The sequence below is a fragment of the Vibrio sp. MOR3 genome (assembly GCF_001557775.1).
Classification (GTDB): Bacteria; Pseudomonadota; Gammaproteobacteria; order Enterobacterales; family Vibrionaceae; genus Vibrio; species Vibrio jasicida.
Map to the genome: position 1 here is coordinate 355,834 of NZ_LNRD01000004.1, position 26,735 is coordinate 382,568.

General features: G+C 45.1%; 27 protein-coding genes. 11 read left to right on the plus strand and 16 right to left on the minus strand.

The window, feature by feature from the left end; translation table 11 throughout:
• Positions 1-77 precede the first annotated feature (77 nt).
• From ATB76_RS11390 to ATB76_RS11400, 3 genes are read right to left on the minus strand one after another with little or no spacing between them, the layout of a single operon-like run.
• Entirely contained in the window at positions 78-482 is a 405-nt protein-coding gene (locus tag ATB76_RS11390; protein ID WP_038880213.1) for a hypothetical protein, read from the minus strand.
• 10 nt (positions 483-492) lie between these two features.
• A complete protein-coding gene (locus ATB76_RS11395) occupies positions 493-1,584 on the minus strand; it encodes a GGDEF domain-containing protein (protein WP_038869750.1) in 1,092 nt (363 codons plus the stop codon).
• A gap of 2 nt (positions 1,585-1,586) precedes the next feature.
• Positions 1,587-2,048: an oxidoreductase gene (locus tag ATB76_RS11400; protein ID WP_038869748.1), complete on the minus strand. Its 462-nt coding sequence runs from the start codon at positions 2,046-2,048 to the stop codon at positions 1,587-1,589.
• Between the two features lie 275 nt (positions 2,049-2,323).
• Here ATB76_RS11400 and ATB76_RS11405 point away from each other — a divergent pair, with 275 nt between their 5' ends.
• Positions 2,324-2,695 (plus strand): DUF805 domain-containing protein, encoded by a 372-nt coding sequence (locus ATB76_RS11405; RefSeq protein ID WP_061035217.1) that lies wholly within the window; start codon positions 2,324-2,326, stop codon positions 2,693-2,695.
• Between the two features lie 19 nt (positions 2,696-2,714).
• Here ATB76_RS11405 and ATB76_RS11410 read toward each other — a convergent pair whose 3' ends face one another.
• The 3 genes from ATB76_RS11410 to ATB76_RS11420 all read right to left on the minus strand — a co-directional run bounded on the left by ATB76_RS11410 (position 2,715) and on the right by ATB76_RS11420 (position 6,276).
• Positions 2,715-3,905, minus strand: a complete 1,191-nt coding sequence (locus ATB76_RS11410) for a BamA/TamA family outer membrane protein (protein ID WP_061035218.1) — start codon at positions 3,903-3,905, stop codon at positions 2,715-2,717.
• Between the two features lie 196 nt (positions 3,906-4,101).
• On the minus strand, positions 4,102-4,941 hold the full coding sequence (gene fghA, locus ATB76_RS11415) for an S-formylglutathione hydrolase (protein ID WP_038880216.1): 840 nt from the start codon (positions 4,939-4,941) through the stop codon (positions 4,102-4,104).
• Between the two features lie 186 nt (positions 4,942-5,127).
• Positions 5,128-6,276: an S-(hydroxymethyl)glutathione dehydrogenase/class III alcohol dehydrogenase gene (locus ATB76_RS11420; protein WP_038869742.1), complete on the minus strand. Its 1,149-nt coding sequence runs from the start codon at positions 6,274-6,276 to the stop codon at positions 5,128-5,130.
• A gap of 314 nt (positions 6,277-6,590) precedes the next feature.
• Here ATB76_RS11420 and ATB76_RS11425 point away from each other — a divergent pair, with 314 nt between their 5' ends.
• From ATB76_RS11425 to ATB76_RS11440, 4 genes are all read left to right on the plus strand, one after another.
• On the plus strand, positions 6,591-7,397 hold the full coding sequence (locus ATB76_RS11425; RefSeq protein WP_061035219.1) for an arylamine N-acetyltransferase: 807 nt from the start codon (positions 6,591-6,593) through the stop codon (positions 7,395-7,397).
• 241 nt (positions 7,398-7,638) lie between these two features.
• Complete coding sequence (locus ATB76_RS11430; RefSeq protein WP_061035220.1) at positions 7,639-9,795, plus strand: metallophosphoesterase; 2,157 nt, start codon at positions 7,639-7,641, stop codon at positions 9,793-9,795.
• A 122-nt stretch (positions 9,796-9,917) separates the two neighbouring features.
• On the plus strand, positions 9,918-10,430 hold the full coding sequence (locus ATB76_RS11435; RefSeq protein WP_061035221.1) for a GNAT family N-acetyltransferase: 513 nt from the start codon (positions 9,918-9,920) through the stop codon (positions 10,428-10,430).
• 69 nt (positions 10,431-10,499) lie between these two features.
• Entirely contained in the window at positions 10,500-11,369 is an 870-nt protein-coding gene (locus ATB76_RS11440) for a LysR family transcriptional regulator (protein WP_005434817.1), read from the plus strand.
• Positions 11,370-11,436: 67 nt separating this feature from the next.
• On the opposite strand, the gene ATB76_RS11445 is transcribed toward ATB76_RS11440, so the two are convergent.
• The 5 genes from ATB76_RS11445 to ATB76_RS11465 all read right to left on the minus strand — a co-directional run bounded on the left by ATB76_RS11445 (position 11,437) and on the right by ATB76_RS11465 (position 17,396).
• The gene (locus ATB76_RS11445) at positions 11,437-12,273 is read right to left on the minus strand and encodes a hypothetical protein (protein ID WP_061035222.1); all 837 of its coding nucleotides are present in this window, start codon (positions 12,271-12,273) and stop codon (positions 11,437-11,439) included.
• A gap of 242 nt (positions 12,274-12,515) precedes the next feature.
• The gene (locus tag ATB76_RS11450; protein WP_050566710.1) at positions 12,516-13,382 is read right to left on the minus strand and encodes a LysR family transcriptional regulator; all 867 of its coding nucleotides are present in this window, start codon (positions 13,380-13,382) and stop codon (positions 12,516-12,518) included.
• Between the two features lie 218 nt (positions 13,383-13,600).
• Positions 13,601-14,374 carry a siderophore-interacting protein gene (locus ATB76_RS11455; protein WP_039988863.1) on the minus strand — a complete coding sequence of 258 codons (774 nt, stop codon included), beginning with the start codon at positions 14,372-14,374 and terminating at the stop codon, positions 13,601-13,603.
• A 233-nt stretch (positions 14,375-14,607) separates the two neighbouring features.
• Positions 14,608-16,530 (minus strand): S9 family peptidase, encoded by a 1,923-nt coding sequence (locus tag ATB76_RS11460; RefSeq protein WP_061035223.1) that lies wholly within the window; start codon positions 16,528-16,530, stop codon positions 14,608-14,610.
• 281 nt (positions 16,531-16,811) lie between these two features.
• Entirely contained in the window at positions 16,812-17,396 is a 585-nt protein-coding gene (locus ATB76_RS11465) for a LysE family translocator (protein ID WP_038880231.1), read from the minus strand.
• Positions 17,397-17,545: 149 nt separating this feature from the next.
• Here ATB76_RS11465 and ATB76_RS11470 point away from each other — a divergent pair, with 149 nt between their 5' ends.
• Both ATB76_RS11470 and ATB76_RS11475 read left to right on the plus strand, forming a co-directional pair.
• Positions 17,546-17,986 carry an Lrp/AsnC family transcriptional regulator gene (locus ATB76_RS11470; RefSeq protein WP_027726611.1) on the plus strand — a complete coding sequence of 147 codons (441 nt, stop codon included), beginning with the start codon at positions 17,546-17,548 and terminating at the stop codon, positions 17,984-17,986.
• Positions 17,987-18,201: 215 nt separating this feature from the next.
• Entirely contained in the window at positions 18,202-19,380 is a 1,179-nt protein-coding gene (locus ATB76_RS11475) for a lytic polysaccharide monooxygenase (RefSeq protein ID WP_061035224.1), read from the plus strand.
• Positions 19,381-19,435: 55 nt separating this feature from the next.
• Here the strand turns inward: ATB76_RS11475 and ATB76_RS11480 are convergent, their stop codons facing one another.
• Together ATB76_RS11480 and ATB76_RS11485 are read right to left on the minus strand one after the other, a co-directional pair.
• Positions 19,436-20,065, minus strand: coding sequence for an HAD family hydrolase (locus ATB76_RS11480; RefSeq protein ID WP_061035225.1), 630 nt, complete (start codon positions 20,063-20,065; stop codon positions 19,436-19,438).
• Positions 20,066-20,081: 16 nt separating this feature from the next.
• Positions 20,082-20,411 carry a multidrug efflux SMR transporter gene (locus tag ATB76_RS11485; protein WP_005434828.1) on the minus strand — a complete coding sequence of 110 codons (330 nt, stop codon included), beginning with the start codon at positions 20,409-20,411 and terminating at the stop codon, positions 20,082-20,084.
• 187 nt (positions 20,412-20,598) lie between these two features.
• Between ATB76_RS11485 and ATB76_RS11490 the strand changes: the two genes are divergently transcribed.
• Entirely contained in the window at positions 20,599-21,345 is a 747-nt protein-coding gene (locus ATB76_RS11490; RefSeq protein ID WP_045422011.1) for a hypothetical protein, read from the plus strand.
• Positions 21,346-21,513: 168 nt separating this feature from the next.
• On the opposite strand, the gene ATB76_RS11495 is transcribed toward ATB76_RS11490, so the two are convergent.
• Positions 21,514-22,404, minus strand: a complete 891-nt coding sequence (locus tag ATB76_RS11495) for a LysR family transcriptional regulator (RefSeq protein WP_061035226.1) — start codon at positions 22,402-22,404, stop codon at positions 21,514-21,516.
• A gap of 108 nt (positions 22,405-22,512) precedes the next feature.
• Between ATB76_RS11495 and ATB76_RS11500 the strand changes: the two genes are divergently transcribed.
• Both ATB76_RS11500 and ATB76_RS11505 read left to right on the plus strand, forming a co-directional pair.
• Positions 22,513-23,907: an MATE family efflux transporter gene (locus ATB76_RS11500; RefSeq protein ID WP_061035227.1), complete on the plus strand. Its 1,395-nt coding sequence runs from the start codon at positions 22,513-22,515 to the stop codon at positions 23,905-23,907.
• Positions 23,908-23,912: 5 nt separating this feature from the next.
• A complete protein-coding gene (locus ATB76_RS11505) occupies positions 23,913-24,143 on the plus strand; it encodes a hypothetical protein (RefSeq protein ID WP_038869716.1) in 231 nt (76 codons plus the stop codon).
• Positions 24,144-24,254: 111 nt separating this feature from the next.
• Here ATB76_RS11505 and ATB76_RS11510 read toward each other — a convergent pair whose 3' ends face one another.
• Complete coding sequence (locus tag ATB76_RS11510; protein ID WP_061035228.1) at positions 24,255-24,566, minus strand: cupin domain-containing protein; 312 nt, start codon at positions 24,564-24,566, stop codon at positions 24,255-24,257.
• Between the two features lie 11 nt (positions 24,567-24,577).
• Positions 24,578-25,228, minus strand: a complete 651-nt coding sequence (locus ATB76_RS11515) for a Qnr family pentapeptide repeat protein (RefSeq protein ID WP_038869711.1) — start codon at positions 25,226-25,228, stop codon at positions 24,578-24,580.
• 507 nt (positions 25,229-25,735) lie between these two features.
• Here ATB76_RS11515 and ompW point away from each other — a divergent pair.
• Positions 25,736-26,380 carry an outer membrane protein OmpW gene (ompW, locus tag ATB76_RS11520; protein WP_045415034.1) on the plus strand — a complete coding sequence of 215 codons (645 nt, stop codon included), beginning with the start codon at positions 25,736-25,738 and terminating at the stop codon, positions 26,378-26,380.
• Positions 26,381-26,735 lie beyond the last annotated feature (355 nt).

Here is a 26,735-nt window from a genome sequence, read left to right on the forward strand (position 1 = left end):
AACGTAATGAGCGGGGCTTTTGTTTATCTCAAGTTAAGTATCTGCAGCTAAGTAGCTGAAGCTAAGTATGCGTCTGCTTAGCGGACGTATTTCGCTGTCGCGCTGACAAACCAATGTTGCAACTTGCCATCTGGGTTCTCTACCCACAGGTCGTTATGGTAGCGGTAGATGCGACCATTCACGGTGAGGGTTAGCGTGTTATCACCGGTTTGCTCCATGCGAATAAACTGATCAGAAGTCACCAAAAACGGCTCCAAATCATCCGTGCTTGCGCCTTTGTACACCACGAAGTAACCAAACATATTGCCGGCATCTGGGTCTGTCGAATGAATGCGATGGCCAACCAGTGTGTAGTTGTCGTTGAGCGCTTCTTCGAGGGTTTGTGCACCTACGGTTTCGTGAGAAGGGATAAATACCCAAGCCAGTACACCTATCGCGATCACTAGCAGTAATAGTACTGCTCGCATGAAGTTTTTCATCATGGTTATCCGTTTAACGTTGGAATTTCATTTTGTACATGCGCTTATCCGCTAAATTGATCAGGAAGTCAATGTTGTCTGCGTCTTGCGGGTAGCTAGCGACCCCCAAACTTGTCGATAGGCCATTGGCTTGCTCAGAGGAGAGAATCGGCTTTTCAAACACCACATTGATATGGTGCGTGACTTCATCGATTTTCGTTTGATCAATAGAGTCGACGATCACGGCAAATTCGTCGCCGCCCATGCGATACACGGCAAAGTCATCCAGCGCCATTTGGCTTAGACGAGTTGCGATTTCTATGAGCGCAATATCGCCAGCTTGATGGCCTAAGGTGTCATTGATGTCCTTAAAGCCGTTTAAATCGAGCAGCATGAGTGAGAAAGGCGAGTTGGTTTCTTCCTTTCGGTGTAAATCAATAAACAGCGCGCTTCGGTTAGCAAGCTTGGTGAGCGGATCGCTCAATGCCATTTTTTTGTGGAACTTGGACTCACGTTTATAAAAATACGTCAGCAGTGCCACGGTTAGGACAAAGATACCGAGCAATACGTATTGTGCTTGCAGCAAGTTATACGCTTTCTCTTGTTGATGTTTGTAGAGGGGACTGGCAACACGAAAATGCAGAGTGACGTAATCGATCATTTGCATGTAGAGGTTTTGAGTTTCACGATAAAACTGACTCGCGGCGACGCTACTGCCCGTTTTCGCTTCTACTAATATTGGTTCGAGTTGTTGGAATTGGTCAAACAGAGAAAGAAAATAAACTCGAACCTCTTCTCGTGAGAGAAAAGAATCGGCTTCTTTATTGTTAATCAGCAAATCAAAACGGCTCCACGCTAGCTCGTATTGCAGCTCAGCGGAATCGATGTTCATCACGCTTTCGTTCAAGCGTCGAGCTTCCCCTACCAGTTCAGATAATTCTTTCGAAAGATGGAACAAGAACCAAGTGGCTTGGTTTTGTTGATCCGAATAGGTTTTAGTGAGCGCTCGAGTTTCTTGCAGTAGTAGTACGTTTGCGAACAACAGTGTGGATGCAAATATCAGTAGGAGTAACTTGCTCTTGGTTGAAAATGGCCCCTGATGAGGGGGATTGGGCTTTGCTTTCATTGTTATTCTTCTTTCGCGCTGATCCTGTTTATTTGCCATACCATTTGCGAGTGGTATAGGGCGACATCAATTTCCGGATATTCATCCATTGAGTAGATCAGCCAGTATGGGCCTTTATTTCTTACTTTAATGTAATGATGGTTTTGCTTATACGCCACGATCGGTTGATAGCGCAGGATGTCTTCGCGCGAGAGGTTTGAATGGTAGTCATTAAGTGCACGAACTTCGACACGCTCAGGTACTTTGCCAAAGGCATGTTGTAGGAGGGTGCTAAGTTTTACACCGTCAAATTCTGCTGGGCTGTCTAGCCAAGGAAGTTGTGTGGTGTAAGTGGTTTGAGGCAAGGATTCTAAGTCTTTTAGTGCCACAACGACATTGGGTTTCTCAGGACTGCTAAACTGTATTGTGTTTGCAAAAAGTATTGGTGCAAACAAAAGCAAAGCGAGTGCTAGTGTTTTTCTCATCTTGTGCCCTTTGATTTTTATTGCCGGCATTGCAACTAGAGCGAACATCGCCAGTTAAAATCTCGGTCATATATTTATTAATAATAGAGCCAACCTGATGGTTTTATATAATACGTTATGGGTGAAAAGTAACCGTTGGTGGAATATACGTCAAGGTTAATGAGAGAGTTAAAAATAGAACTATTGGATGAATATATCATTTCGTTCATTTTATGTGCAACTCGCACCACGTTGTCTAACTTTCGCGACACATTCAACTCAATCGGAGAAGCGATATGTTTGATTGGTATTACAAGGTTATCCTCAATTACACCAACTTTAGTGGTAGAGCAAGACGCCAAGAGTATTGGTACTTTACGTTGGTGAATGTGTTGGTCAATTTAGTCATGGCTATCATCGATAGGGTGATTGGTAGCCTGATGCAAATGGATAATTTTGGTTTTTTCGGTGTGATTTATGCGCTGTTTATTATGATACCGTCGATAGCGGTCACCGTGCGTCGCTTACATGATTCAGGACGCTCAGGTTGGTGGGCTATTATCGCCTTTGTTCCAATTATAGGTATTTTGGTGCTGTTGTACTTCTTGATTCAAGACAGTGAAGAAGGCTCGAACCAATACGGTGCGAACCCTAAGTATCAATCATGATGATGAGAACCGAGTGGGTTTAGATGCCTGAGCCCACTTGGAAATAAACCGCGCTGTCCTCATCGCTGAAGGCAAAGTCCATACCTGCTTGTAACCCATAACGGCGAGCGATGAGGTAACGAAAGCCGACGCCATAAGCGTATTCGGCATCATTTTCGAATAACGACTCATTTGTTGATGCGTAACCAAAACCGCCAAAGATATTGGTCGACCAGCGGGTATTCCATTGGTAAGTCAGTTGAGATTCTACTGATAAGGTTTCGTCACCTTGATAGCGATTTCTCGCCACGCCACGCAGTTCAATGTCTGGGTAAGACGCTGGTGGTAAAAAGCGCTCGTCAGTGTAGAGTGCCTTGTATTGTCCACGCAGTGCCAACGACCAATCGTCTGCCAGTTCCCAATAATTAATCCCCTCTACATCCAACTGCTCGTATTCGTAATCACTGCCAATGGCGTCGTTGTACCAAAGATACTCCGCTTTGTAGTTGTAGCCCTCAGTTGGACTAAAGAAGTTGTTTCGGCTGTCCCATTCCAATGTCAGACCCAACCCAGAGGTGGTGGGTGAGGTGTTGGTCAGGGTTTGCAGCAACTTATCCGCAACAGGAGAGTTAGTGATTTTTTGGTCGGTGACGAAATAGAGTTGTTTCACCCCGATAAACAACGGGGCATCAATAATGCGGTATTGAAGATGGTTGAGCATGCCGCCGCCAGTTATCTCGAAATCTAACCCCTTACCATTAAATACGTTATCTAGCCCAGGTAAGGAGGATTGTGGATAGAAGGTCATATTAAAGTCGCCATATCCGACGCCACCAAGGTAACGAACGGTGTCTTGCGCCCAGGTCCGGCGGTGACCAAGAAAGCCCATCCAAGTGCCGTTTTCAGTCGCGAAACCACCTACCGCGGTGATTGCAGGTGTTAACAGTTGAGCGCCTCCATCGAGAGACGTTTCGGCTAACTCACGTCTTTTCTCTCGTTGCTCATCGGATTCATGCAAGAACACGCCAGTAAAGCCCAAACCGTAGCCGACGGCAGGCTCAGTAATCACAATCGGAACAGGTAGAAAGCCATAGGCGTTTTCAGCAAGGTATTCGCCCATATCTAATTGCCCATCGATGGGATCGAAGAAGCTTATTGCCTCGGCAATAGGAGAGGTTGCTAACAACCCGAAGCAAGTCGAGGTTAACAGGGCTGACGTTGGTTTTTTCATACAGTGTTAGCGATAATTGAATGATGTTCAATTACAAGTTAGACGTCATTTCGGCAAATTGCAATGGGGGCTGTGTAAAGGGGAGGTGAGTGTTTTTAGAACACAAAAAGCCACCCAATGAATGAGTGGCTTTGTATAGGACAAGATATTAAACCGTTTGGTTTTTCATCGCTTTTTGTTTTATCACCAGCAAGTACTACGCAAATAAGTGCTTCGCATGGAAGTTTAAGTGCTCAGCAATAAAGCTCGAAATAAAGAAGTAGCTGTGGTCGTAACCCGATTGCATTCGCAATTCAACTTCAGAATCATGAGCTTTTGCTGCCGCCAGTAACGCATCTGGTTTCAATTGCTCAGCAAGGAAGTTATCTGCATCACCTTGGTCGACTAAAATCGGCAATGGGGATTTGTTTTGCTTAAGTAATTCGCTCGCATCGTATTGTTTCCAACTCTCAATATCTGTGCCTAGGTAGGCGGTAAACGCTTTTTGGCCCCAAGGACATTGCATTGGGTTACTGATTGGGCTGAATGCTGAAATTGAGCGGTATTGGCTCGCGTTTTTCAAACCAATCGTGATTGCACCGTGACCACCCATGCTGTGACCAGAAATCGACTTCACATCTGAAACAGGGAAGTTGCTTTCTATGATCGCAGGCAGCTCTTTGGTGATGTAATCGTACATATGGTAATGACGTGACCACGGTTCTTGCGTCGCGTTTAGGTAGAAACCTGCGCCTTTACCCAGATCGTAGTTTTCGTCGTCTGCAACGTCGTCACCGCGAGGGCTTGTATCTGGCGCTACAATCGCGATACCCAACTCTGCTGCCATTTGAAATGCACCGGCTTTCTGCATGAAATTCTCGTCGGTACAAGTCAGGCCAGATAACCAGTAAACCACTGGAACTGGGTTTGATTTTGTTGCATTAGGTGGCAAGAAAATCGCAAAGCGCATGTTGCAATTGAGTGTGCGAGATTCGTGCGTGTACTGTTTATGCCAACCACCGAATACTTTGGCTTGGCTTAGGCTTTCAATGGTCATGGATAATCTCTCGATAAAACAATGTTTATTTAAAAACAGTGAGTATTTAAAACAATGATTTTCTAACGGCGGACAAGACCGTTAAGACAGTGGATGGCTCTCTTCCCGAGGAAAATGTGTCCAGAGAGAAGAGAGCTTATTTCAAATTTTCAAATATCAATCACATTACGTGAGTTGTATCTTGGATTATTTATCCATGTGAAGAACAGTACGGATAGATTCACCTTTGTGCATCAATTCGAATGCTTCGTTCACGTCTTGTAGGCCCATAGTGTGCGTGATGAATTCTTGGAGACCGAATTCGCCAGCCATGTAACGGTTTACGATTTCTGGAAGCTCAGAGCGGCCTTTAACACCACCGAAAGCAGAGCCACGCCATACACGACCAGTTACTAGTTGGAATGGACGAGTTGAGATCTCTTGACCTGCGCCCGCAACGCCGATGATTACCGACTCACCCCAACCTTTGTGACAACACTCAAGAGCTTGACGCATCACGTTTACGTTACCGATACATTCGAATGAGTAGTCAACACCACCGTCTGTCATCTCAACGATAACGTCTTGGATTGGTTTGTCGAATTTCATTGGGTTGATGCAATCAGTTGCGCCAAGTTGTTTTGCTAGCTCGAACTTGCTTTCGTTGATGTCGACACCGATGATTTTGCTTGCACCAGCCATACGTGCACCGATGATTGCAGAAAGACCGATACCGCCAAGACCGAATACAGCAACTGTGTCGCCTTTTTCAACTTTAGCTGTGTTAAGTACCGCACCCATACCAGTGGTTACGCCACAACCTAGAAGACAAACTTCTTCAAGTGGCGCTTCTTTGTTTACTTTCGCTAGTGAGATTTCTGGAAGTACAGTGTACTCAGAGAAAGTAGAACAACCCATGTAGTGGAAGATTGTCTCACCATTTACAGAGAAGCGGCTTGTGCCATCTGGCATTAGGCCTTTACCTTGTGTTTCACGTACTGCCTGACATAGGTTAGTTTTGCCAGATTTACAGAACTTACACTCACCACATTCAGCTGTGTAAAGTGGGATAACGTGGTCGCCAACTTCAACGCTTGTTACGCCTTCGCCAACCATCTCAACGATACCGCCACCTTCGTGACCAAGGATTGAAGGGAAGATACCTTCTGGATCGTCACCTGATAGTGTGAATGCGTCAGTGTGACAAACACCAGTTGCTACGATACGTACTAGCACTTCGCCAGCTTTTGGAAGTTGTACATCAACTTCTTCCATTTTAAGTGGCTCGCCAGCAGCCCATGCAACCATTGCTTTTGATTTAATGTGAGTTTGACCAGGTTTGATTTCAAGCGACATTGGATGTTTCCTTTATATTCTCAGTATATGGAGTGACGTCATAAGCGTAGTTGAGGTTTGCTCACTGCGCTGCGTCGTTTTGTTGGTGCCCATTTTAGGTGTTTCACGAAAAATGATAATCCGGTTAAATTGAAAATGATTTTTACGCATACGTAATAATCAACAAAAAGGCGCAATGATTTATGCGAGCGAAACAGGGTAAGTTGGAGAAAAACAAAGTAAGGACGAGAAAATTCGTTTTGGGGTTTGACCTCAAGCGTGGTTGAGGTTTTATTGTGTCGGCCATTGCGAAGAAACATCGATTTAGGATCAGAATGAACAACACAGATTTACAGGCTTACTTAAACAAGATTGGCGTAACGCAGCAATTGGACGTCAGCGTGGATACGCTCTTTGCGCTACATAATGCGCAGCATCGCCGTTTGCCGTTTGAGAACTTTGATATCGCATTGGGTAAAGGCATTTCGACGTCTGAACAAGACATCATCGACAAGTTGGTTTACCACGAGCGCGGTGGCTACTGTTTTGAATTGAACGGTCTGCTGCTAAGAGTGCTACAACAGGTTGGCTTTGAAGCAAGACCACTTTTAGGCCGCGTACACTTATCTGGCACTCCTTCGGGCAGAACCCATCAGTTCACTTTGGTGACGCTTGGGGATGAAAAATGGATTGTCGATGCAGGCTTTGGCTCAAACACACCACGCGCACCGCTGCCTTTTGTGACTAATCAACCTATTCATACCGATCTGCAAACGTTCCGCTTTGTTGAAGATGAGCGTGTTGGCTACATGCTACAAATTCAGTCTTATGACGATGCAAACCAGTGGATTGATATGTACAGCTTGGACTTTGAACATGTCTTTGATGGCGATATTGTGTGTGGAAACCACTATGCGTCCACGGCACCTCATTCGCGCTTTACGTCCAGTCGTGTCGCCACGCTAGCGACCGAGTTTGGAATCATTACGTTGGCGAACCACACGTTAAAGCACCGCTTGAATAATGAAGTGGTTGAGCAAGAACTGGCAGAAGGGCAAAGCTACCTATCAGCACTGACAGAGCATTTTGGTATTGAGTTGAATGCCGATTATCAAGACCTGAAACCACTTCCTCAGCTATAACCATTCTGAATGACTTAACCATTGATGCTTGTCGAAAAATATAGTGAGCATCAATGGGTTTTATTTGGTCTACTCCAAGCTGTTTATTGGTTTAACTCATTGATTAAAAAGAGTGTGAACGAAGGTCACAGATCAGAACGGCTTACGATAAGTTGTAAGAAAGTCGCAACTTAATTGTCATTTTTTCCACCTAAGCTCCTCGCCCGATTTCAAATTATTACTCTTTATCGGGATGGGAAAAATGAAACGCAGTACATTGACCGTACTCTCCGGTCTGATTGCAGCTACTCTAGTTGGTTGTAATTCAGACTCTTCAAGCAGTGATACACCAGAGCTCGAAGCGCCAGTTCAAGTGGCGTTTATGCCAGACATCCACTTCCACGATGTATATGGTGACTTCCAAGACGGCTCTTTCCAAGGTCTCTACACCAATGCCAGCGGTAAATATGCGACGATTCGTACCATGCAGTCGCAGATGGAATCGACGCGGTTGTTTAACGAAAACTATTTCGCGATGATCGCTGCACTGGATGACGTGGTAGAGCGCGGAATTAAATATGTTGCGCTACCAGGGGATTTCAGTGATGACGGCCAACCTGTGCACATGCGTGGGTTAGTGAAAATCTTTGACCATTATCGTGAGACTTATGGTCTTGAGTTTTTTGCTGCACCGGGCAACCATGATCCCAACAAACCTTTTACCGTGGCAGCGGGCAAATCTGATTACCTTGGTGAGGGCGGCAAGAAACAACGCATCTTTAGCCGAGGTAAGGATGAGTGTGTTGATTACGAAGGCGAGTGGGGGATCATTCCCGGTGAAGGCGACAATTTAGACACCATCTGTACGGAAGAGGTACAAGAGTGGGGCTACAAAGAGATCATGGATATCCTTGGTACGCATGGTTTCTATCCTCAAGAAGATTATTTGTATTTCGAAACGCCCTACAGCAGTGAAGAAGCTCGTAACAACTATTCATATGAACTTGCCGCCGAAGAAGCCGCTTATGATAAGCGCATGTTTGAGATTTGCCACCAAGGGACGGGCGGTGAATACAAACAAGACGATTACACCAACTGTGCGGTGGTGCCAGATACCAGCTACTTGGTAGAGCCAGTAAAAGGCTTGTGGTTGTTGGCGATAGATGCAAACGTCTACAAGCCAAAAGACACCTTGGTAGAAGATTCCATCAGCGGCGATGACTTCGATGGCTCCAGCAGTGCAGGCTACAACATGATGCTGACCCACAAACAGCACGTGATTGAGTGGATCAGTGAGGTCGTTAAAGCGGCAAAAGAGCAGAACAAAACACTTGTGTCGTTCAGCCATTTTCCAATGACGGATTTCTATAATGGTGCATCCGAAGACATTGAAGACTTGTTCGGAGAAGGAAGCCATCAGTTATCTCGTGAGCCAAATGACGATACCAGTAAAGCACTTGCAGCGACGGGGTTGAGCATTCACGTTGGTGGCCACATGCACTTTAACGATACGGGTAAAAAGAGTTACATGATCGATGGCGTTCAACACACGCTTTTCAACATTCAAGCCCCTTCTCTGGCGGGCTACATTCCAGCTTATAAGCTATTGAATATCCGTCCTGATCATCAAATCGAAGTGGAAACTGTCGTGATCGACAAAGTTGAAGGCTACAACGAGTTGTTTGAGCACTATGCACGTGAGCATGAACACCTGACTGAACAAGCAGGTGATGATGAAACTGCAAAGGCGAGCATTTGGAATAAAGAGATTCTTGAAGCTGAAAGCTATTATGCTCTGACTGATTGGCACATCCGAGAACTGACGCGTCTGCGCTTCCTACCAAGTGATTGGCCACTGGAAATGCGTGAAATGCTTTTGCACATGGATGGTGATGATATGTTGATCATGTCTCAGCTTTCTACTCAATTTACCGTGTGTCAGTTAGCGAAAGAGCTAGGGTACGACATCGTTAATTGTGATGAAAACGCGGTCGTAGATTATGAGCAATTCCAGAAAGATTGGCAGGCGGCGACGCAACAAGCTCAAGCGATTGCTCAACAGGGAGGCTTTAATCTTGATGACTTTGCTGCATGGAATGGTGAAGAGCTAGCAACAGATTTCTACCGCCTGCGTAATGCCGATGAACTGGCTTTCCGTGATATTGAAGAAGCACAGCTATTGCAATACGAGTTGTTAAGTCGAGAGCTGGCGGAGTTCGCGGGAACGGTCGATTCTGAACTTGGTGACTTAGGTGAATACTCGGTTGGTGAAGTCTTCCGATCCCGTTTTGGTAGCCTATTTGTGATCCTAGAGAAGTTTGCAACGGGACAAGCCAGTGACCACTTCTTGATTGATACTGAGCAGCAAACATTGACGGATTTAAAAGGCGAAGTGAAGCGAGATATTCTCAAACACTGATTTGCCTATATGCAATAAATGGAAAGCGCAGCTCAGTCTGCGCTTTCTTTATTTGCGCTATATCTCAGTAAGTTATTTGCCAAAAGTTTACCTTTAATTATGAAGAATAGATGAGGTAAATCATGCGCTTCGAATACTTATTAGATGATGACGTCACCCCCGCACTCGATGCCAAGCTAAGAACGTTACTCGCTACTTGTTTTACCAAAGAACAAGATAAAATCTTCCGAACTCAGCGCTATTTTCAAGAGATGCCACGCCATCGTTACCTTATTTGGGATGACACTCAACTTGCGGCTCATATTGCAGTACATGAAAAGCAGGTGATGATTGACGATCAATCTTTTCCGATCAGCGGCATTGCCGAAGTTTGCGTCCAACCGGAGTATCGCGGCAAAGGGTTAGTGAAAATGTTGCTCAAAGTGATTCATCAAGATGCACTCGAGAGAGGTGATGCTTTTTCTGTGTTGTTTGGGCGAACACAGGTTTACCAGTCGAGCGGATACCAACCTACCGACAATCTAAAGATGGAAGTAAAACCTCGCGAATGGATGAGCACAGAAGACACCATGGTGCTGCCCCTAAATATCATTTGGCCACAACAAGCGGTGCATTTAGTCGGCTATCCTTTTTAAACAGGTTTTCTCTGCATTTAACTTTGTGTGAGAATAAGCAATAAATAGAATTCCATAGGAACCACAACCATGGCGAATTGGGAAGGCGTGAGCGAGTTCGTTGCTGTCGCAGAAACGAACAGCTTCACTGGCGCAGCCAACAAGTTGAAAACATCGGTGGCGCAAATCAGCCGTCGTGTCTCTGCGCTTGAAGAACGTCTAGCCGTTAAATTGCTGCACCGCACTACGCGAAAAGTCTCACTGACAGAAGCGGGGCAGCTCTATTATCAGCAATGTAAACACCTTGTCGAAGGTCTAGAGTTGGCAGAGTTAGCGGTCACGCAAATGCAAGCAGAGCCGAAAGGTTTGCTCAAAGTAACCGCTCCTGTAACGTATGGTGAGATGAACTTAGCGCCGTTGCTACACCAGTTTATTGAGAAATATCCTCAGGTGAATTTGGATTTGAATCTGACCAACCAAAAGTTAGATTTGATTGAGCAAGGTGTCGATGTGGCGATTCGTCTCGGACGTTTGCAAGACTCCAGTTTGATTGCCAAGCGTTTGTCATCTCGACAGCTTTACGTGTGTGCTAGTCCAGCGTACTTAGATCGCTCTGGCGAACCGCACACCTTGTCTGAGCTGAGCCATCACCAGTGTTTGGTCGGTACCGCTGACTATTGGCACTTTAAAGAGCAAAAGCGTGAGAAGTCTTTGCGTGTTTCTGGTCGAATCAAATGCAATAGTGGCTTTGCTTTGGTCGATGCGGCAAAACGTGGTCTAGGTTTGGTGCAACTGCCGGACTACTACGTGCAAGAGGCGTTAGATAATGGCGAGCTGGTGGAAGTGTTAACCGATTACCGCGACGATCGTGAAGGTATTTGGGCGCTGTACCCACAAAACCGAAACCTGTCGCCAAAAGTGCGCTTACTGATTGATTTCCTGGCTGAAAATATGAGCTAGGAAAGGTGTCCCCAGCACTTTGCTTATCAGGGGTTATTGATTCGCAAAGGCGGGGACTTGCAGGATGCTACATTCCGAAAATAGTAACTAGCTTGTGGAACGGCTGCGATTGGTGGAATTTATGTATCTGAGTCACTGAACCATTCGGATTTGTTTCTAAAGTTGTTTCTATTTGGAAATAGTTTTCAGGCAAGCCTTGGAAACGTTGCTTTGGAATCATAGTATTTTGCTCGTCATTGCTTAAATCATTCTCAATGGATAGCAGAGCACTACTTTGAAAAATCAAAGGATCAAATAATTGCTCCACTACTACTTCTTCTACGCCGGATGAAGAGTAGTATTGACGAATAACAAATTCAGAGACATTAAGGTAACTGTCGTTGTTAGGAAAACTCACATTCATTCTATACCCAAAATAACCAATAGACTGGAAGTGGTCCGTTATATCGAACTCTATTTTAGCTGAATATGGTATTTTACTTTCTGATTTATATGACTCAGAGTCAAAAGTGACAGTAAACTTTTTATGAAGGTTATTCCATTTACAATAAATATTGTATTTATCATTAGGTTTATTATCTAAAGAGTAATCCGATTCACAGAGATCATAAATCTCATCATAAGTTTTATTAAAATGATTGGCGACAGTTTGATACATTGATATTCCAGGTTCAATAGGGTGGACTGGCTCTTCTGGTCTTTCTGGCTCAATCGGGTGAACAGGTTCGCTCGGTTCAATCGGATGAACAGGCTCACCCGGTTCTATAGGGTGAACTGGAGGAGCGGGTTCGATTGGTTGAATCGGCTTTATTCCAGTATCAATGTCATTATCACCGCTTGTGTCTGAGGAATTACACGCAACCAAGAATGGCAATATACTCGCAAGCAAAAGAGTTTTTTTCATATTTTTACCTAGTCATTATAAATTCGTTTTGATGAAAAATAAGAACACTCAATTACTATTCCATTATCCTCTTTATTATTTTTTAATTTAAAGAGAAGAGTGATTCCTGACATTAAGGTTAATGCCTTTCCTAATATTATTTAAGCCAACTGACGTTTAGATATAAACAGAATAAAAAAGTAAACTTCAGATTTACGATAGAACTATATTCGTATATTACCTCCTCTTTTTCTAAACTGCCTTTATGCGTATTCAGTGATTAATGTCTTTTTCAGCCAATCGGTGGCAATACCGTTGGCTCGAATTTCTGATGTAATCATGTCTACTCGAAACAAATGCCCTTTTTCCCCAAGGCTCGTTTGAGCAATAGCTACTTTGTGTGAGTTTTGGTTCGCTAATGCCAGTGGGATGATAGCCCAACCTATATCTTGGCTTACAAGCTCTATGCTTGTTTCAATATCGTCAATTCTGATCTTGTTGACTTCTTCGAGGTCGAGGAAGCGATTGTCCAAATTGAATACACTACTTCGCGTTATTTGGGTGGTGCCTACCAAATCACTTGGTACGACAACTTTATTTTTCAAAGGGTTACCCGGCGCGCAAATTAAACAGGTCTTCACGTGATCAATAGTTTGATACTGGATCGTACTATCGAAAAAATGCCTTCCAACAATCAATGCTAGGTCTACTTCATCCTCTTCGAGCATGGCAACCACATCTTGGGTTGGGCGTTTATGGAGCACTAATTCCACTTGAGGAAACTGTTGCTGAAACCCAATGATGATTTGTCGCATCTTGTCATCCAGTAACCAGTCATCAATGGCGACCACGACTTTATCCTCAACACCTTGAGCCAAGTGTTCCGCATGGCGCAAAAATTTTCTCTCTGCTGCGAGCACGCTTTTGGCGTAACCGAGCAAATTATCGCCTTCTGCGGTGAGCTTTGGTTTATAGCCGTCACGTGAGAATAACTCGACCGATAAATCGATCTCTAAATCACTGATGGCATTGCTAATCCAAGACTGCGCTTTACCCTGCTTTCGCGCTGCGGCGGAAAAGGAACCAAGCTCAGCGGCATTTACAAAGGCTTTTACTTTATCGGTGTTCATGCTTGCCTCGTCGTTATGGTGGGTAGATTATCGACAGCTTAACGAGGTTAAAAGATAGACTCTATATGGATTTGTTATAGTGATTGAAGTGGTTTTTTAGAGAGAAGAAATGAGTTTGGTTGTAATTTATTGATATTTATAGGGTATAAGAAATAAACGCTGAGCTTTTGACCAACAAACTCAGCGTTATCTATAGTAAAAGTAATATAAAGTTACATTTACTGTTCGTTTAATTCTGCATCTTCGCGCTTGATGACCTTGTGGCCGTCTTCTGATACGCCTTGTTTCCAGTAACTGCTGAGGTAAAGGTTTTCACGCTCCACTTCTTTTTCGTTACGGAAGTATTGGCGTAGCGCGCGCATTGAGTCGAACTCACAAGCACACCACACTGCTGCTTCACCTGTTTTCCATTCCAGCGAGCGAACTTTATCTTCGAGTGATTGCTCGGTGATCCAATGGATTTCCATACCTGCTGGTGCTTCGAGAGCTTGGATATCCGCTTCCGAGATCACACTGATCACGGCATAGCCTGTTGCGTCTTCTGGCAGAGTGCGAATCTTTGCAGACAGTGCTGGCAGTGCAGTCATGTCCGCCGCCATAAAGAACCAATCAGCTTCTGTATTTAGGTTTGAGATGCTGCCCGGGCCTGCGATGTTGATGGTATCGCCTTCTTTTGCAGACATCGCCCAACGCGCCGCAAAGCCACATTGTAGGTCCTTGGTGATGTGACGTACGAAGTCGACTTCAATCGTGCATGCTTGCGGGTCGAAGCGACGAATGGTGTAAGTACGCATGACTGGGCGGCTGTCTTCTGAGAAGCCTTGAATATCGGTGCCGCCGGTTTCGTTGAACAACAGCTTGATGTAGCTGCCTTCGCAATCTTGTGGAAAGTTGCCTAGCGCGTCACCTTGCAGGGTAATGCGCTGCATGTTCGGTGTTACGGCTTGTGTGTTGATGACAACGAGGCTTTTTGGTTGTGGTTTCTTTTTCATTTTAATTCACATTTCACTACGTTTGATAACTATTCTCTTTCTCATCTAAGATTAACAGCATCTCAATAAGGCAGATAGTGTCTTTATCTAAATTTACACTCTGATCTGAGAATCGGCGATTTAATTTCGGTACGCCTCGCTCAAATGAACACTTCGTCGTCCCGCTTTATAAGATAGTTACTGGACAATAAAAAAGGGCACCGAAGTGCCCTTGAGAGAAGAATGGAGCTTGTTTACTGCGTTTGTTCTAACAAATGCGTCTTCAGGAATCGATCCATCGCTTGGTAACCATCGAGACGGTTTTCTAGTGAACGGAAGCCGTGACCTTCGTTCTCCTTAACGATGTACTCCACTTCAACGCCGCGGTCGCGCAGAGCATTAACGATTTGGTCAGATTCACTCTTCACCACTCGTGGGTCTTTCGCGCCTTGCAGAACCAACAGTGGTGCTTTGATTTGGTCTACGTGGAACACCGGTGAGTAGGCTTTCATCATCTTCGCGTCTTCTGGATCTTCCGGATTGCCCACTTGCTCATGCAGCATAGCTAGGAAAGGTGCCCAGTATGGTGGGATAGAATCCATGAAGGTGAATAGGTTAGACACGCCAACGTAGTCGATGCCACATTTGTACAGGTCTGGTGTAAACGTCACACCAGCCAATGTCGCGTAACCACCGTAAGATGCGCCATAGATACACACTTCGCCATCTTGTGCGTAACCTTGGTCAATCGCCCATTTTACGCCGTCCGTAATGTCGTCTTGCATCGATTGGCCCCATTGCTTGAACGACTTCTCCCAAAACTCACGGCCATAACCCGTTGAGCCACGGAAGTTCATTTGCAGTACTGCGATACCACGGTTGGCAAACAACTGAACTTCTGGTTGGAAGCCCCAGTGATCGCGAGCCCAAGGACCGCCGTGCGGAAGAACAAGCAGTGGCAAGTCTTTCGCTTCACGACCTTTTGGTAACGTTAAGTAGCCATGGATGGTTTCACCATCACGAGCGGTATAAGTGATTGGCTTCATCTCCGCCATGTCTTCTGGCTTATGCCAAGGTGCGTTTGCAGCTAACTTTTCAAGTTGGTCTGAATCGCGATCGTAGTAGTAGTAATTTGGACGGTCGGTGTCGCTGTAGGTCACGACAATCATTTTTCTCTCGTCGCGAGTCGTGTTGTTCACCGAGATTTCAACGCCCGGAAGCTTTTCTTGCAGACGCTCAAAAGTCTCTTCATAACCTTTATCAAGGAAATGGTACTGACGCTTGTCCGTCACATAAGAGATCGTTGTGAGCTTGTTGAGTGCGTTTGAGTAACTTGCACTGGTGACGTCCACTTCTGGGTGAGAGAAGATCTCGCGCACTTCTTTGTTAGCCTTCACATCATATTCGATGATCGCTGATTTATCGCGAGTGATACGTGAAGCAACGTACAGGTTCTTGTTATCTGGTGTAAATGAGATTGGAGAGAAGTCTTCCTTGAAGGTGAGGTTCTTCAATGGACGGAACTCTTCATCCACGGTGTCACGATAGAGGACTGCGGTGTTTACGCCGTCTGAAGTCGAAATCACGCGAATGTTACCATCGTGGTCCGTACCCCAGTAACGCACGTTGCCTGGGTTTTGAGCAACCAGCGTGTTTTCACCTGTTTTCAAGTTATGACGATAAACATCAAACACTTGCGGGTTACGTTCGTTAGTCGTGATAAGAATGTCGTCAGGCTGACTTTCTAAGGTGTCGATAACATAAGCCACGACATCGGACGTTGGTGTGATGGTTTTCTCTTCGCCCGTTTTTACGTTTACCGTAACGAGGTAGAAGTTTTCATCACCACCCGTGTCGCGAGAGTAGATGATGGTGTCATCGCCAACCCAGTAGTAGTAAGCGATGTCGCGATCGACTATGGATGTGATGCGCTTGACTTGATCGGCTTTGCCCACGGGATGAACAAAGACGTTTTTACGATCTTGCCACGGTTTCATCATCGAAATGTAATCGCCAGCAGGGGAGATTTGGTAGCTCGATACTTCTGAATTACGGAAGAAATATTCCACTGGATATTCTGGCGGAATGACCTCTGCGGTCGTGGTGGTCGAGGTTTGGCTACAACCCGAAACGAGTAAGCCAAAAGCGGTAGCAAGAATGAGCTTGCGAGTACGCATTGTGTAACGCTCCTTGTGTGACAGACCTGTCAGCATCGTGCTTGTCGGTCAGAGTGAATCGATTGTCGCGGCAAAATACAGCGCCGTGACAAAGCAGTGATGAAGTGCGCCCAATCGCTAACTTAGCTCAGGCGAGTGCTTATTAAGTTTTCATTTTTTAGTCACTGCTGTTGCTACTATGACCCAATCCATCCGTGGAAGTGGCGATTATTTGTACTTACCGAACAAAGGACTAGCTAAAACTTGGCATAAGTCACACTTATCTTTCATTGTTTTGTCATTTATATCATTGGGATAGTCGACAAAAGTAGAAGCGCCGCCATGCCATAGTTGAAGCCTTTTACGCGTTTAGACGTGGTCAACCAACGTTGAAGTTGCATGCCTGCCGCCGTCCAAAAAGTCACAGAAGGCAGGTTTGCTAAGCAGAAGATGCCGGCAATAAAAGCCAGTTCTAGCCAAGATCCGCCGCTGCTGTATACGGTGATGGCAGTGAGTGCCATGGACCAGCCTTTGGGATTCACCCATTGAAACGCCACTGCACCCAAAAAGCTCATTGGTCGGTAATCATCCTTGACTTCAGTCTTGCTACTGGTTGCGATTTTGTACGTGAGGTACAACAAGTAAGTCAGGCTCATTACCTTCAGGACGCTATGCGTGATCGGATACGCATGAAACAAGCCCATAAGACCAATGCCAACCAAAATCAGCATCGCAGCGAAACCCAGTGTGATGCCTAACATGTGTGGGATAGTGCGCTTAAAGCCGACGTTAGCGCCAGACGTCATAAGCATGATGTTGTTCGGTCCTGGAGTGAAGGTCGAGACAAACGCAAACAGTGCCAACGCACCAAGTTGATGGTATTCCATAATGTGTTCCTGCATTTCTGTTTTGCCTGCAAATCAGCAGGCAAAGGATTACGTTTTCTGACCGGTCGAGAACAATGATATGTAGAAGCGCCATCAATTTTGTGCTTTTATTTGACGTATACTCACTCGCTAAACAACAAAAGAGCATCATGGATAGATTTGACGAAAGAATATTGCAAGCGCTGAAATCAGACGGAAGAATCTCCAATGTGGAGCTGTCTGAACGAGTTGGATTATCGCCATCCGCGACCTTGCGTCGAGTGCAAGATTTGGAGCGAAAAGGCGTGATCAAAGGCTATAGAGCGGTGCTGGATAATCAGCAAATGGGCGTCGGTTTTGTCGCGTATGTGTCGATAGGTTTGGCATCGCATTCTAAACACGCGCAACTAGGCTTTGAAGAGCACGTTCGATTTGTCGACCAAGTTGTCGAGTGCCACAACATTACGGGTTCTAACGAGTATCTATTAAGAGTCGAAACCCAAGACCTAGCGGCGTACAAAGCGTTTCATGCCGATGTACTTGGGGAATGCGAACACGTTAAAGCCATCACGACTATGGTGGTGATGGACACGCCAAAAGATGAACGATAGCTCGTATAGAGAACATTGTTTTGTGGCACATCAATTTGAAGTGACTCGAAAGAGTCAGTCGAGTATGAGCAAAGTCCACATAAAATGCTGGAAAGCAGTCTGCAATCTGACAATTCCAGTATTTATTCTCACCTTCTAAATAATCGCATCCTGCTAGTTTTTCTACGTTGCTGCCCGGTTCGCGTGCAGTGGATCTGAAAATTTAAGGATGAATGATGAAATCATACGTAACCCTTCCTCTTGCAAGCTTGGGCGCAGTTGCGGCTTTAAGCTCTTTTAATGTCAGCGCTCATGGCTGGGTCGAGTTTCCAAGTGCACGTCAAAATACTTGTTATTTAGATGGCGGCTTTTGGACCAATGAAATCCCAAACCAAGCTTGTCAGGCCGCTTATGACGAGTCGGGCGCATATCCCTTCGTACAGCGTAGCGAGATTGCTGCAAACGTGCCGAACTACCGCGATATGGCGCATGTGAAAGCGATTGTTCGTGACGGTGAACTTTGTTCAGCGGGTGATGCTGCTAAGAAAGGTTTGAATATCCCATCTCCAAATTGGCAACGTACTAACGTGACGCCAGATGCAAACAATCAAATCGAATTGGTGTTCTTCGGCAAAGCACCGCATAACCCGTCTTACTGGGAGTTCTACCTTTCTAAGCCAACATATGATGATGCGCAACCACTGACTTGGGATGATTTAGAGCTGATTGATACTGCTGGCGATGTGTATGTGGATGCAGAAAAACGCTACCGTATGCAGGTAACCTTCCCAGCCGATCGTTCAGGTGATGCGATTCTCTATACTCGTTGGCAACGTATTGATGTGGCAGGTGAGGGCTTCTACAACTGTAGTGACATTACCTTGAACGGCAATGGTACAACGCCTCCAACCGATCCAGTAGACCCAACAGATCCGGCAAACAACCTGACTGCTCTGGGTTACTTTGTCCCACAAGGGTTTGGTCCGGTAGAGTCAGGCGACACGGTACGATTCCGCACGTTTAATGCAACGGGCAGCGAGATCGTCGATCTGTCACTACCAATCAGTGCAAACAACACCACAACGTGGGCTGCGGAGTTAGCTGACCAATTTAACTCGCAGCAAACGGGCGATTGGTACGTGGGTATTTGGCACGAAGCAATGAACCACTATATGTTCGATACTAACAACATCTACGCAAACCAAGTGTTGGCTCCGAACGCTAACTTTAGCTACGCGTTGTCATTAATTAAAGGTGATACTACACCGCCGGTTGAGCCGACCAACCTTTGGAGTAAAGATGCGGTGTACAACCAAGGTGACGTCGTGACACACAACGGCCGTGAATGGACAGCGCAGTGGTGGACGCGTGGTGAGGAGCCTGGAACTACAGGTGAGTGGGGTGTTTGGCGTTAAGCTTCATTCTTTCCAAATACGCAAAACCCTTCTCACTTGAGAAGGGTTTCTTGTTTTAATTCAGGCCGTTTTCGCCTTGCCAAGGTTGCCAGTTCATCATCGCATGATCGGCCAATTTGAGCATCGGAATGTCTTCGTGGGTATCGCCGTAAGCATAAATTTTTTCGTATTGGTTCAAGTCGAAAGCACGTTGCACACGCTCGACCTTTCTTTCCAAACTGCAATCACCACTTTGGTAACGACCACTAATGTGTTCGCTTTCGCTGAGTAATTCACTACATAGTAATTGGTAGCCGTGTGTTTGGCTCCATGGTTTTAAGTAGGCGTTAACTGATGCTGAGACCACGACAATGGTGTCGCCTCGCGCTTGGTGCCATTCCAGTTTCGCTTGCGCTTCTGGGCGAATGTGTTTCTCAATCACCTCTTTTGCAAATTGGGTTCCTAGCGCTTCAACTTCTTGCGTTCCCCTTCCTACAAAGGCGATGAAACTGGCGATAGGGCGCATTCGCTTAGCAGGAAGGGCGCCTGCCTTGTAGAGCGCATAAAACGGCAGAATCACAACGTTTCCGACCCACTTGCGCAGGCCAAAAACAGAATAGTGGAGGAAGGCGCTAAACATATCCTCATTGGTGATGGTGCCATCAAAATCAAACAGTGCGAGAGAGGGCTTTTGGCTATCTGACAATCCGCTGCCTTATGGTTTAGTGTGCGTGTCCGTGAGAGAAGTTTATCACCATCACGCCTGCTGCGATAAGTGCCATGCCAATCCAAAGGCTAGTGTCCATATGCTGGCGGTAAACCAATTGCGAGATTAAAGTCACCGATACAATCGCCAAACCTGCCCAAAGGGCGTGAACTATGCCAACTGGCATGCCGCCTTTCATTGCCTGCGCCAAACAGACAAAGGCAGCTAAGTGGCCAACTAATACAAGGGTTGCAGGCAGCGGTTTGCTAAAGCCATCAGTGGCTTTAAGTGCAACGTGTGAAAGGGCTTCAGCGCCCACGCCTAAAAGTAAGAAAAACCAGCTCATTGTTATCGTTCGTCATCGGTTAATTTGGAATGGAGCTAGTATATTGATGTCGAATAAAATGATAATCCCATAAAAATTCAAATGACTTTTACTTGATTGTAATAATAAGCTCATCTTACATACGCTTACATCAACTCGTTGCCGCAATCGTTACACTGCCGCCGTCTTGGAAAAGGAGCGTGTACAGATGCATAAAGCAATAGCGAGTATTGCAATGGTGCTTGCACTGAGTGGCTGTGGTGGCGAAGGAATAACGACAGACTCTGTACCTAAGTTTAAAGATCACAGAGCGAACTATGAGGTGGACGGTATCGATCTGCTGCATCGTTCGATTACCGACACCATCAGCGATGACTTACTGGGCTTTGAGGCCGAGAACTTATCTCGCAAAGTGACTTACACGCTCGATCGACTCTCATTAAACATTTTGCGTGACTTTAATGTGAGTACCCTCGCGGAGTTAGAAGCATTAGTCCCGAATGTTGGTGACAACAAAACCTCTCTGATTTTTGAGTTTCACTTGATGCGGTTAACACCTGAAATGGTGATGGTCAGCTCATCGAACGAGATTGAACACTTCTTTTATGAAGCGGAGATCATTGAAACCCGTTTTGGTATCTCAACCTATAAATTCACCGAAGCACCAACGCGTGTTGACATGGTGGTGTATCCAGAAGGCATCGCGATTGAGGCATTCAACCAAGGTTATCAAGCTGAATATGATGCAAGCAAAGGCACGTACAAGGTGCGTTTGCAGTACGACGATAATGGTGAAAAAAGCCAATATGATGAGCTGATAGTGGACTTGAACAGTGATCAAGTTCGACTGGAGAAAGGCACAACGACGATGGAAGGATTGGAAGTCAAAGACAGCATTGAGCAAAGCCATCGATTCGAATACAACCGCAAGCAAAACACACTCTCCATTCAATAATCATTTATTGAACATATTATCTTCTCGAATATTGAAGTGATGGTTAGGTTCATTTCTGAGCAACGGTTGGGAGACTGACTCGGAGTCATGGCTTCAATTTCTTTTGCGCTTCACCTAGACCCTTTATGCGCACATGGGGAAAGTTAGGGTTTCTTTCCCCGTTTTTCTTTAGCGAAAATAAGATGTTGCCAATTCTGAACACCATGTTACGAGCGCTTTTGTCGTGATTTGATGCTCCATTCCGATAGGGTGAAATAGGCTAAACGGCACCTTTATGTTATTCGCGAGAAGTGAAGTATTAATCTTTTTTAACTTTTTTTTGTGGGCATAGCGTTGACCAACGGACAGTGGAAGAAGAGTCCATCCACCATTTTCTAGTAATCTGACTAATAAAGCGTGGTTGCTTACGACTCGAGTATGTGTCGAGAAAGCTTGAATCATCCCCTCTCCGTTGACATGGTTATGCATAAGGTACTGCACCTCAAGCTGTGCATCTTCGAGGCCAAAATCAGTTTTGTATGCTAGGTCGCTATTTGGATTGACGAACAGACCATAGGCAACATAACCAAGATGTTTATAAGCGCATGGATACTCGGGTTCAATGCTTCCTTTTGCAGGAAGTATCGCGAAATCTAATTTATGCTCTGAAACCGCTTTTATTGCTTGTTCTCTATTTGTCTCTAGCCAATGTATACGCATTTGAGGGAATTGCTCTAGGCTTCGCCGTTCCAGCTCTGCGATAAGCTCAATTGGAAAGTCCATGTCGTACCCCAACTTCATTTCCATTTTCGGCTCATCAAACATGGCTTGACTAAATTCTTGCAGCTTTTGATTTTGACGAAGCACTAGACGGGTTTGTGGGTATAGGTGCTCAGCTCTTGGAGTCGCAAGGGCTTTACGCCCTTCAATAATGAATAACTCGAACCCTAAGTCATCTTCATAAGCTTTTACCAGTTCACGAACCGTCGTTCGGTCTTTTCCTAGGTGACGTCCAGCGGCGCTATATGAATGGTGTTCATAAACGGAGACAAAAGCGTAGAGTTGATCGAGAGAGTGCAAATGAATTTCCTTACATTATGAACGTAATATCCCCACATAAGTGGTTTTTAAGATAGTAATTATCCATCCATAATTGGTGCAAATTCTGTTGTTAAATTTGCGAGAGAGATGTCCTTTAACTCCACATCTTACGCCAAAGTGCAGCCACCAATATTTAGCGCTGATCTATTCAAAGTTATTGTGACCGTAGCAATCCCAGTCACACTGCAAACCATTTTGTTTTCAAGCAAAGGGTTGATTGATCTCGTCATGATCGGGCAGCTTACTGAACAAAATATCGCAGCAATTGGCGTGGCGAGCCGCGCACTATTTGTGGCAACAATATTTTTAGCTGGTGTCACCGCGGGTGGAGCGATGCTGACCGCGCAATATTTTGGAGCCAAAGACCAGAAGGGAGTGACACGAAGTACTGCATTGACTTGGATAATGGCGACATTGGCGTCGTTCATCCCATTGTTTGCTTTTCACTTTTATGGTGATGACATCATAGGGCTGTCGACTAAATCGCCGGAAATCATCGCGTTGGGCCATCAGTACTTGCAGGTATCGAGTTGGAGCCTACTCGCTGTCGCCTTTGTCGGTAGTGTTGCTGCTGGTTTACGAGCCATGCACCAAGCTGCGTTAAGTACCTGGTTTAGTGGTCTCGGCATTGCGTTAAATGTGTTGTTTAACTGGGTGCTGATTTTTGGTCACCTAGGGTTTCCTCAGCTTGGCTTAAAAGGTGCTGCGATAGCAACGGTCCTGAGCTCCATGCTGGAAGTGGCTGTGATTTATGTGTTCTTAAAGGTTAAGGCGCATCCTCTAAGATTTGGCACTCAAGCACTCAAAGATGCAGTTCAGTGGCGCTATGTTCGATCGTTTTTCGCTCTATCAACCCCGACAATACTTAATTTCTTAGCGTGGTCAGGTGGTTTGTTTGCTTATACCGCCATTATGGGGCAAACCGGAGAGGCAGGCTTGGTGGTGCTTTCTGTGATTACACCGATAGAGGCTTTTTCTCTCAGTTTTTTGACGGGTATTGCGAATGCTTCTGCCGTCATCGTTGGGAATCAACTTGGAGCGAATAAGCCTGAACTAGCCTATGCCCAAGCGAAAGGATTTACTGTTATTGCCATTGGTGTGACTCTGGTTGTGTCGATTTCTTTGTGGTTCCTGCAATCCTCGGTGTTAGATCTGTTTACGGCGTTATCTGCAGAAACAAGACGAATGGCAGAGCAGTTTTACATGATTTTGTGTGTTGGTATTTTGCTGCGTTCTTTGCCTACGTTAATGGTCGTGGGAGTTCTACGTGCGGGTGGAGACGTTAAGTTTTGTCTCTATCAAGACTTATCGACGCAATGGTTATTTGGCATTCCCTTGGCTGCATTGGGAGCGATGGTGTTTGGTTTTACCGCCCCAGTGGTATTTGCGATGTTCTTCTTAGAAACCTTATTTAAGTGGGTAGCGTGTTTGTACCGCTTTCGTAGTCGCAAGTGGATGAATTGTTTGGTTAAAGAAGGGTAATAGTAATGAACTTACTCAGTGTTTATGAAGCTTATGGTGTGACCATCGCCGTGCTTGTGTTCGTAATGATCTATTTATTTATTCACGTGAAATACATTCGCCACCATGCGATGCACAAGCGCTTTCTTGCGGCGCTTTGGGAGTTGATGAAGAACACCATTCACGGAGAGCACATCCGCACCATGGGTTACAAGCATGAAAAGGAAACAACAACGTCAAAAGAAAAAAATAGCTAGGAAGGCTCTTATCGGGGCTGCTTTGATACAAGTCTAGAGCGATTCCACTTGTATCTTTTTGGGGAATGGTGAGCATACCTTCCCCTTTTTTATTTCTAAAATGATAGATGGTTATTGATAAAAAACCGCCAACCAAATTGTCTCTTGTTCTGGATCTGTCCAACTGACGCGATGTTTTGTATGCGCCGGAATGTTGATATGGTCACCGGTTTCTAAACGTTTTACCGATCCATCTTCATAAGTTAGTTCACCTGCGCCTTGCAGCACCAACACCCACTCATGTTCTTCTTGATCGTACCATTTGCCCTTTGGCGTGGTTTGCCCCTTTGAGACAATACGCTCGATGCGCAGTTGTTTATGTGTGAGTAAATCTTCGAACACTTCTTCACTCAGATCACTGGGTAGGTCTTTAAACAGATTCATAATGCCTCTTCCTAAATAACGATCAATCCAAATGGTGCGAGCAGTTGTTCTTGCTGCCAGTCACAGATCTTAACACCGTATAAAGAGACGCGGCGAATGTCCAAGCCTTCTAAGTCGACGTGGGTAAGATCGCTCTCTTCTATATTAAAGCTGCCCCATTGTTCTCGACTGAATTCTCCTCTCGATAAGTCAGAGCCTTTAAAGCTCGCGCCCATCAAATTGGCACCGTTCCATCGGTTTTCAAATAGATCACATTTCTCTAGCAGTGCGCGCTCAAAATTGGTGTAAGCCAAGTTGCAGCCCGTGATATAGGCGATACAAAAGAACACCGTGTTGCTGACGCGATTAGCGAAGTTGGCACTTTGAAAGTTTGCGCCCTTCAAATCGCATTTACGCAGTTCGATGCCGACGCAATCCGCGCCATTGAACTGAGACATGGCCAACATGCAGTTGCTAAAGCTGGCATCTTTCAGTTTGGCATAACGGAAACTGCAGCCTTCTATGTCGCTCGGTTGGATAAAACGGCAATCAATAAACTTTGCATCACTCAGATCGGCATGGTCGAAATTGCACTGATAAAAACGACAGTTTTCAAAGGTGGTGTTTTGCAAATCGTGATGAGAAAAGTCTTCTTGTTCGAAAGTGAGATCGTTCTTAATCATGGCTTTTTATCTTTTCCTTGTTCGGTTGGAAGCAGACTAACACCCTAAGTGGCTGATTTTCCAGAAATATAACTTGTTGTATTTCAGTGGCTTACAAAGGCCGAAAATCGCCAATTTAAGCGGTTAAATTGGCGATTTGAAGTGGGTGTTTTTTGAAAATAACCCGAGCATATCGAGAAAAAAGTTTTGTTGAGCACAGAGGCTCTCAGAAGAGGCGGAATGAGAACTGCGACGCACGCTTCTCACACGCACAGTTTGTATTACAGGATTGTGTCCTATTTGCATAATTTGTTGATCAATTTGGCGTTTTTGTATACGTAAAAGCTATATTTTTCACAAATTGATTTCCATCAAAATAGTAGGGTTTCTATATGCTAGATTGCGCGCAGCTCAAGAAAATAGTGATACTCGCGTGCTTCAAGGTTTTGGATTCATTAAGGAACTACCTGAAAGGGAAGAGTGCAGCTGAGTACAAAAAGAAACAAAGCCCTACAAAAGGAAATAACAATGAAAAAAACAATCTGCAGTTTAGCAGTGGTTGCTGCGTTAGTGTCTCCAAGTGTTTTCGCTCACAGTGAAGGTGACTTCATTCTACGTGTTGGTGCGGCATCCGTTGTACCAAATGACAGCAGTGACAAAATCCTAGGTTCTCAAGAAGAGCTGAAAGTGGATTCCAACACGCAGCTGGGCTTGACGTTCGGTTACATGTTTACCGACAACATCAGCTTAGAAGTGCTTGCTGCAACACCGTTTAGCCATGATATTTCAACAGATCTACTTGGCCTTGGTGACATCGGCGAGACCAAACACCTACCACCAACGGTTATGGTTCAGTACTACTTTGGTGACTCACAAAGCAAATTCCGCCCATACGTGGGTGCGGGTCTAAACTACACCATCTTCTTTGATGAAGGCTTTAATAGTAATGGTAAGGGAGCAACCCTAAGCGACTTAAAACTAGATGATTCATTTGGTTTAGCAGCAAACGTGGGCATGGACTACATGATCAACGATAAATGGTTCCTAAACGCATCGGCGTGGTACGCAAACATTGAAACTGAAGCAACGTATAAATTTGGCGGCGCTAAGCAAAAAACAGACGTGAAGATTAACCCTTGGGTATTCATGATCAGCGGCGGTTACAAGTTCTAAGAAAAAGCAGTAGCAAAAGAACAACAATATTATTGGCATGACTTTTCGGGGCAGTTGCGGGGATTGCCCCTCCTTTTTATTTCATTTTCACTTCTATTCATCTCTCCTTTCTCTTTCTCTTTCTCTTTCTCTTTCTCTTTCTCTTTCTATGATTTTTCTATTTGTAAACGCATCGATTAAAAAATGAATTTTCTGTTAATTCTCGATTGCTGAGAAAAGCGAAAAATTACTATAACTAGGTTTTGAAATTGTTCTGATAAATTCGATGACAAGCGTTCGGTTAATTATTAATCGAACGTTAAAATAAATATTACAAAATGAAGCTAAGGACTGGCTGACTAAGGAAAATTACTCG

Coding starts and splice junctions, on each gene's coding strand:
- fghA (WP_038880216.1), bottom strand. CDS start 4,941: ATGACCATTGAAAGCCTAAGCCAAGCCAAAGTATTCGGTGGTTGGCAT.
- ATB76_RS11390 (WP_038880213.1), bottom strand. CDS start 482: ATGATGAAAAACTTCATGCGAGCAGTACTATTACTGCTAGTGATCGCG.
- ATB76_RS11405 (WP_061035217.1), top strand. CDS start 2,324: ATGTTTGATTGGTATTACAAGGTTATCCTCAATTACACCAACTTTAGT.
- ATB76_RS11395 (WP_038869750.1), bottom strand. CDS start 1,584: ATGAAAGCAAAGCCCAATCCCCCTCATCAGGGGCCATTTTCAACCAAG.
- ATB76_RS11515 (WP_038869711.1), bottom strand. CDS start 25,228: ATGATTAAGAACGATCTCACTTTCGAACAAGAAGACTTTTCTCATCAC.
- ATB76_RS11410 (WP_061035218.1), bottom strand. CDS start 3,905: ATGAAAAAACCAACGTCAGCCCTGTTAACCTCGACTTGCTTCGGGTTG.
- ATB76_RS11510 (WP_061035228.1), bottom strand. CDS start 24,566: ATGAATCTGTTTAAAGACCTACCCAGTGATCTGAGTGAAGAAGTGTTC.
- ATB76_RS11450 (WP_050566710.1), bottom strand. CDS start 13,382: ATGAACACCGATAAAGTAAAAGCCTTTGTAAATGCCGCTGAGCTTGGT.
- ATB76_RS11455 (WP_039988863.1), bottom strand. CDS start 14,374: ATGAAAAAGAAACCACAACCAAAAAGCCTCGTTGTCATCAACACACAA.
- ATB76_RS11490 (WP_045422011.1), top strand. CDS start 20,599: ATGCATAAAGCAATAGCGAGTATTGCAATGGTGCTTGCACTGAGTGGC.
- ATB76_RS11475 (WP_061035224.1), top strand. CDS start 18,202: ATGAAATCATACGTAACCCTTCCTCTTGCAAGCTTGGGCGCAGTTGCG.
- ATB76_RS11445 (WP_061035222.1), bottom strand. CDS start 12,273: ATGAAAAAAACTCTTTTGCTTGCGAGTATATTGCCATTCTTGGTTGCG.
- ATB76_RS11435 (WP_061035221.1), top strand. CDS start 9,918: ATGCGCTTCGAATACTTATTAGATGATGACGTCACCCCCGCACTCGAT.
- ATB76_RS11465 (WP_038880231.1), bottom strand. CDS start 17,396: ATGGAATACCATCAACTTGGTGCGTTGGCACTGTTTGCGTTTGTCTCG.
- ATB76_RS11500 (WP_061035227.1), top strand. CDS start 22,513: ATGTCCTTTAACTCCACATCTTACGCCAAAGTGCAGCCACCAATATTT.
- ompW (WP_045415034.1), top strand. CDS start 25,736: ATGAAAAAAACAATCTGCAGTTTAGCAGTGGTTGCTGCGTTAGTGTCT.
- ATB76_RS11400 (WP_038869748.1), bottom strand. CDS start 2,048: ATGAGAAAAACACTAGCACTCGCTTTGCTTTTGTTTGCACCAATACTT.
- ATB76_RS11485 (WP_005434828.1), bottom strand. CDS start 20,411: ATGAGCTGGTTTTTCTTACTTTTAGGCGTGGGCGCTGAAGCCCTTTCA.
- ATB76_RS11505 (WP_038869716.1), top strand. CDS start 23,913: ATGAACTTACTCAGTGTTTATGAAGCTTATGGTGTGACCATCGCCGTG.
- ATB76_RS11425 (WP_061035219.1), top strand. CDS start 6,591: ATGAACAACACAGATTTACAGGCTTACTTAAACAAGATTGGCGTAACG.
- ATB76_RS11420 (WP_038869742.1), bottom strand. CDS start 6,276: ATGTCGCTTGAAATCAAACCTGGTCAAACTCACATTAAATCAAAAGCA.
- ATB76_RS11430 (WP_061035220.1), top strand. CDS start 7,639: ATGAAACGCAGTACATTGACCGTACTCTCCGGTCTGATTGCAGCTACT.
- ATB76_RS11440 (WP_005434817.1), top strand. CDS start 10,500: ATGGCGAATTGGGAAGGCGTGAGCGAGTTCGTTGCTGTCGCAGAAACG.
- ATB76_RS11470 (WP_027726611.1), top strand. CDS start 17,546: ATGGATAGATTTGACGAAAGAATATTGCAAGCGCTGAAATCAGACGGA.
- ATB76_RS11460 (WP_061035223.1), bottom strand. CDS start 16,530: ATGCGTACTCGCAAGCTCATTCTTGCTACCGCTTTTGGCTTACTCGTT.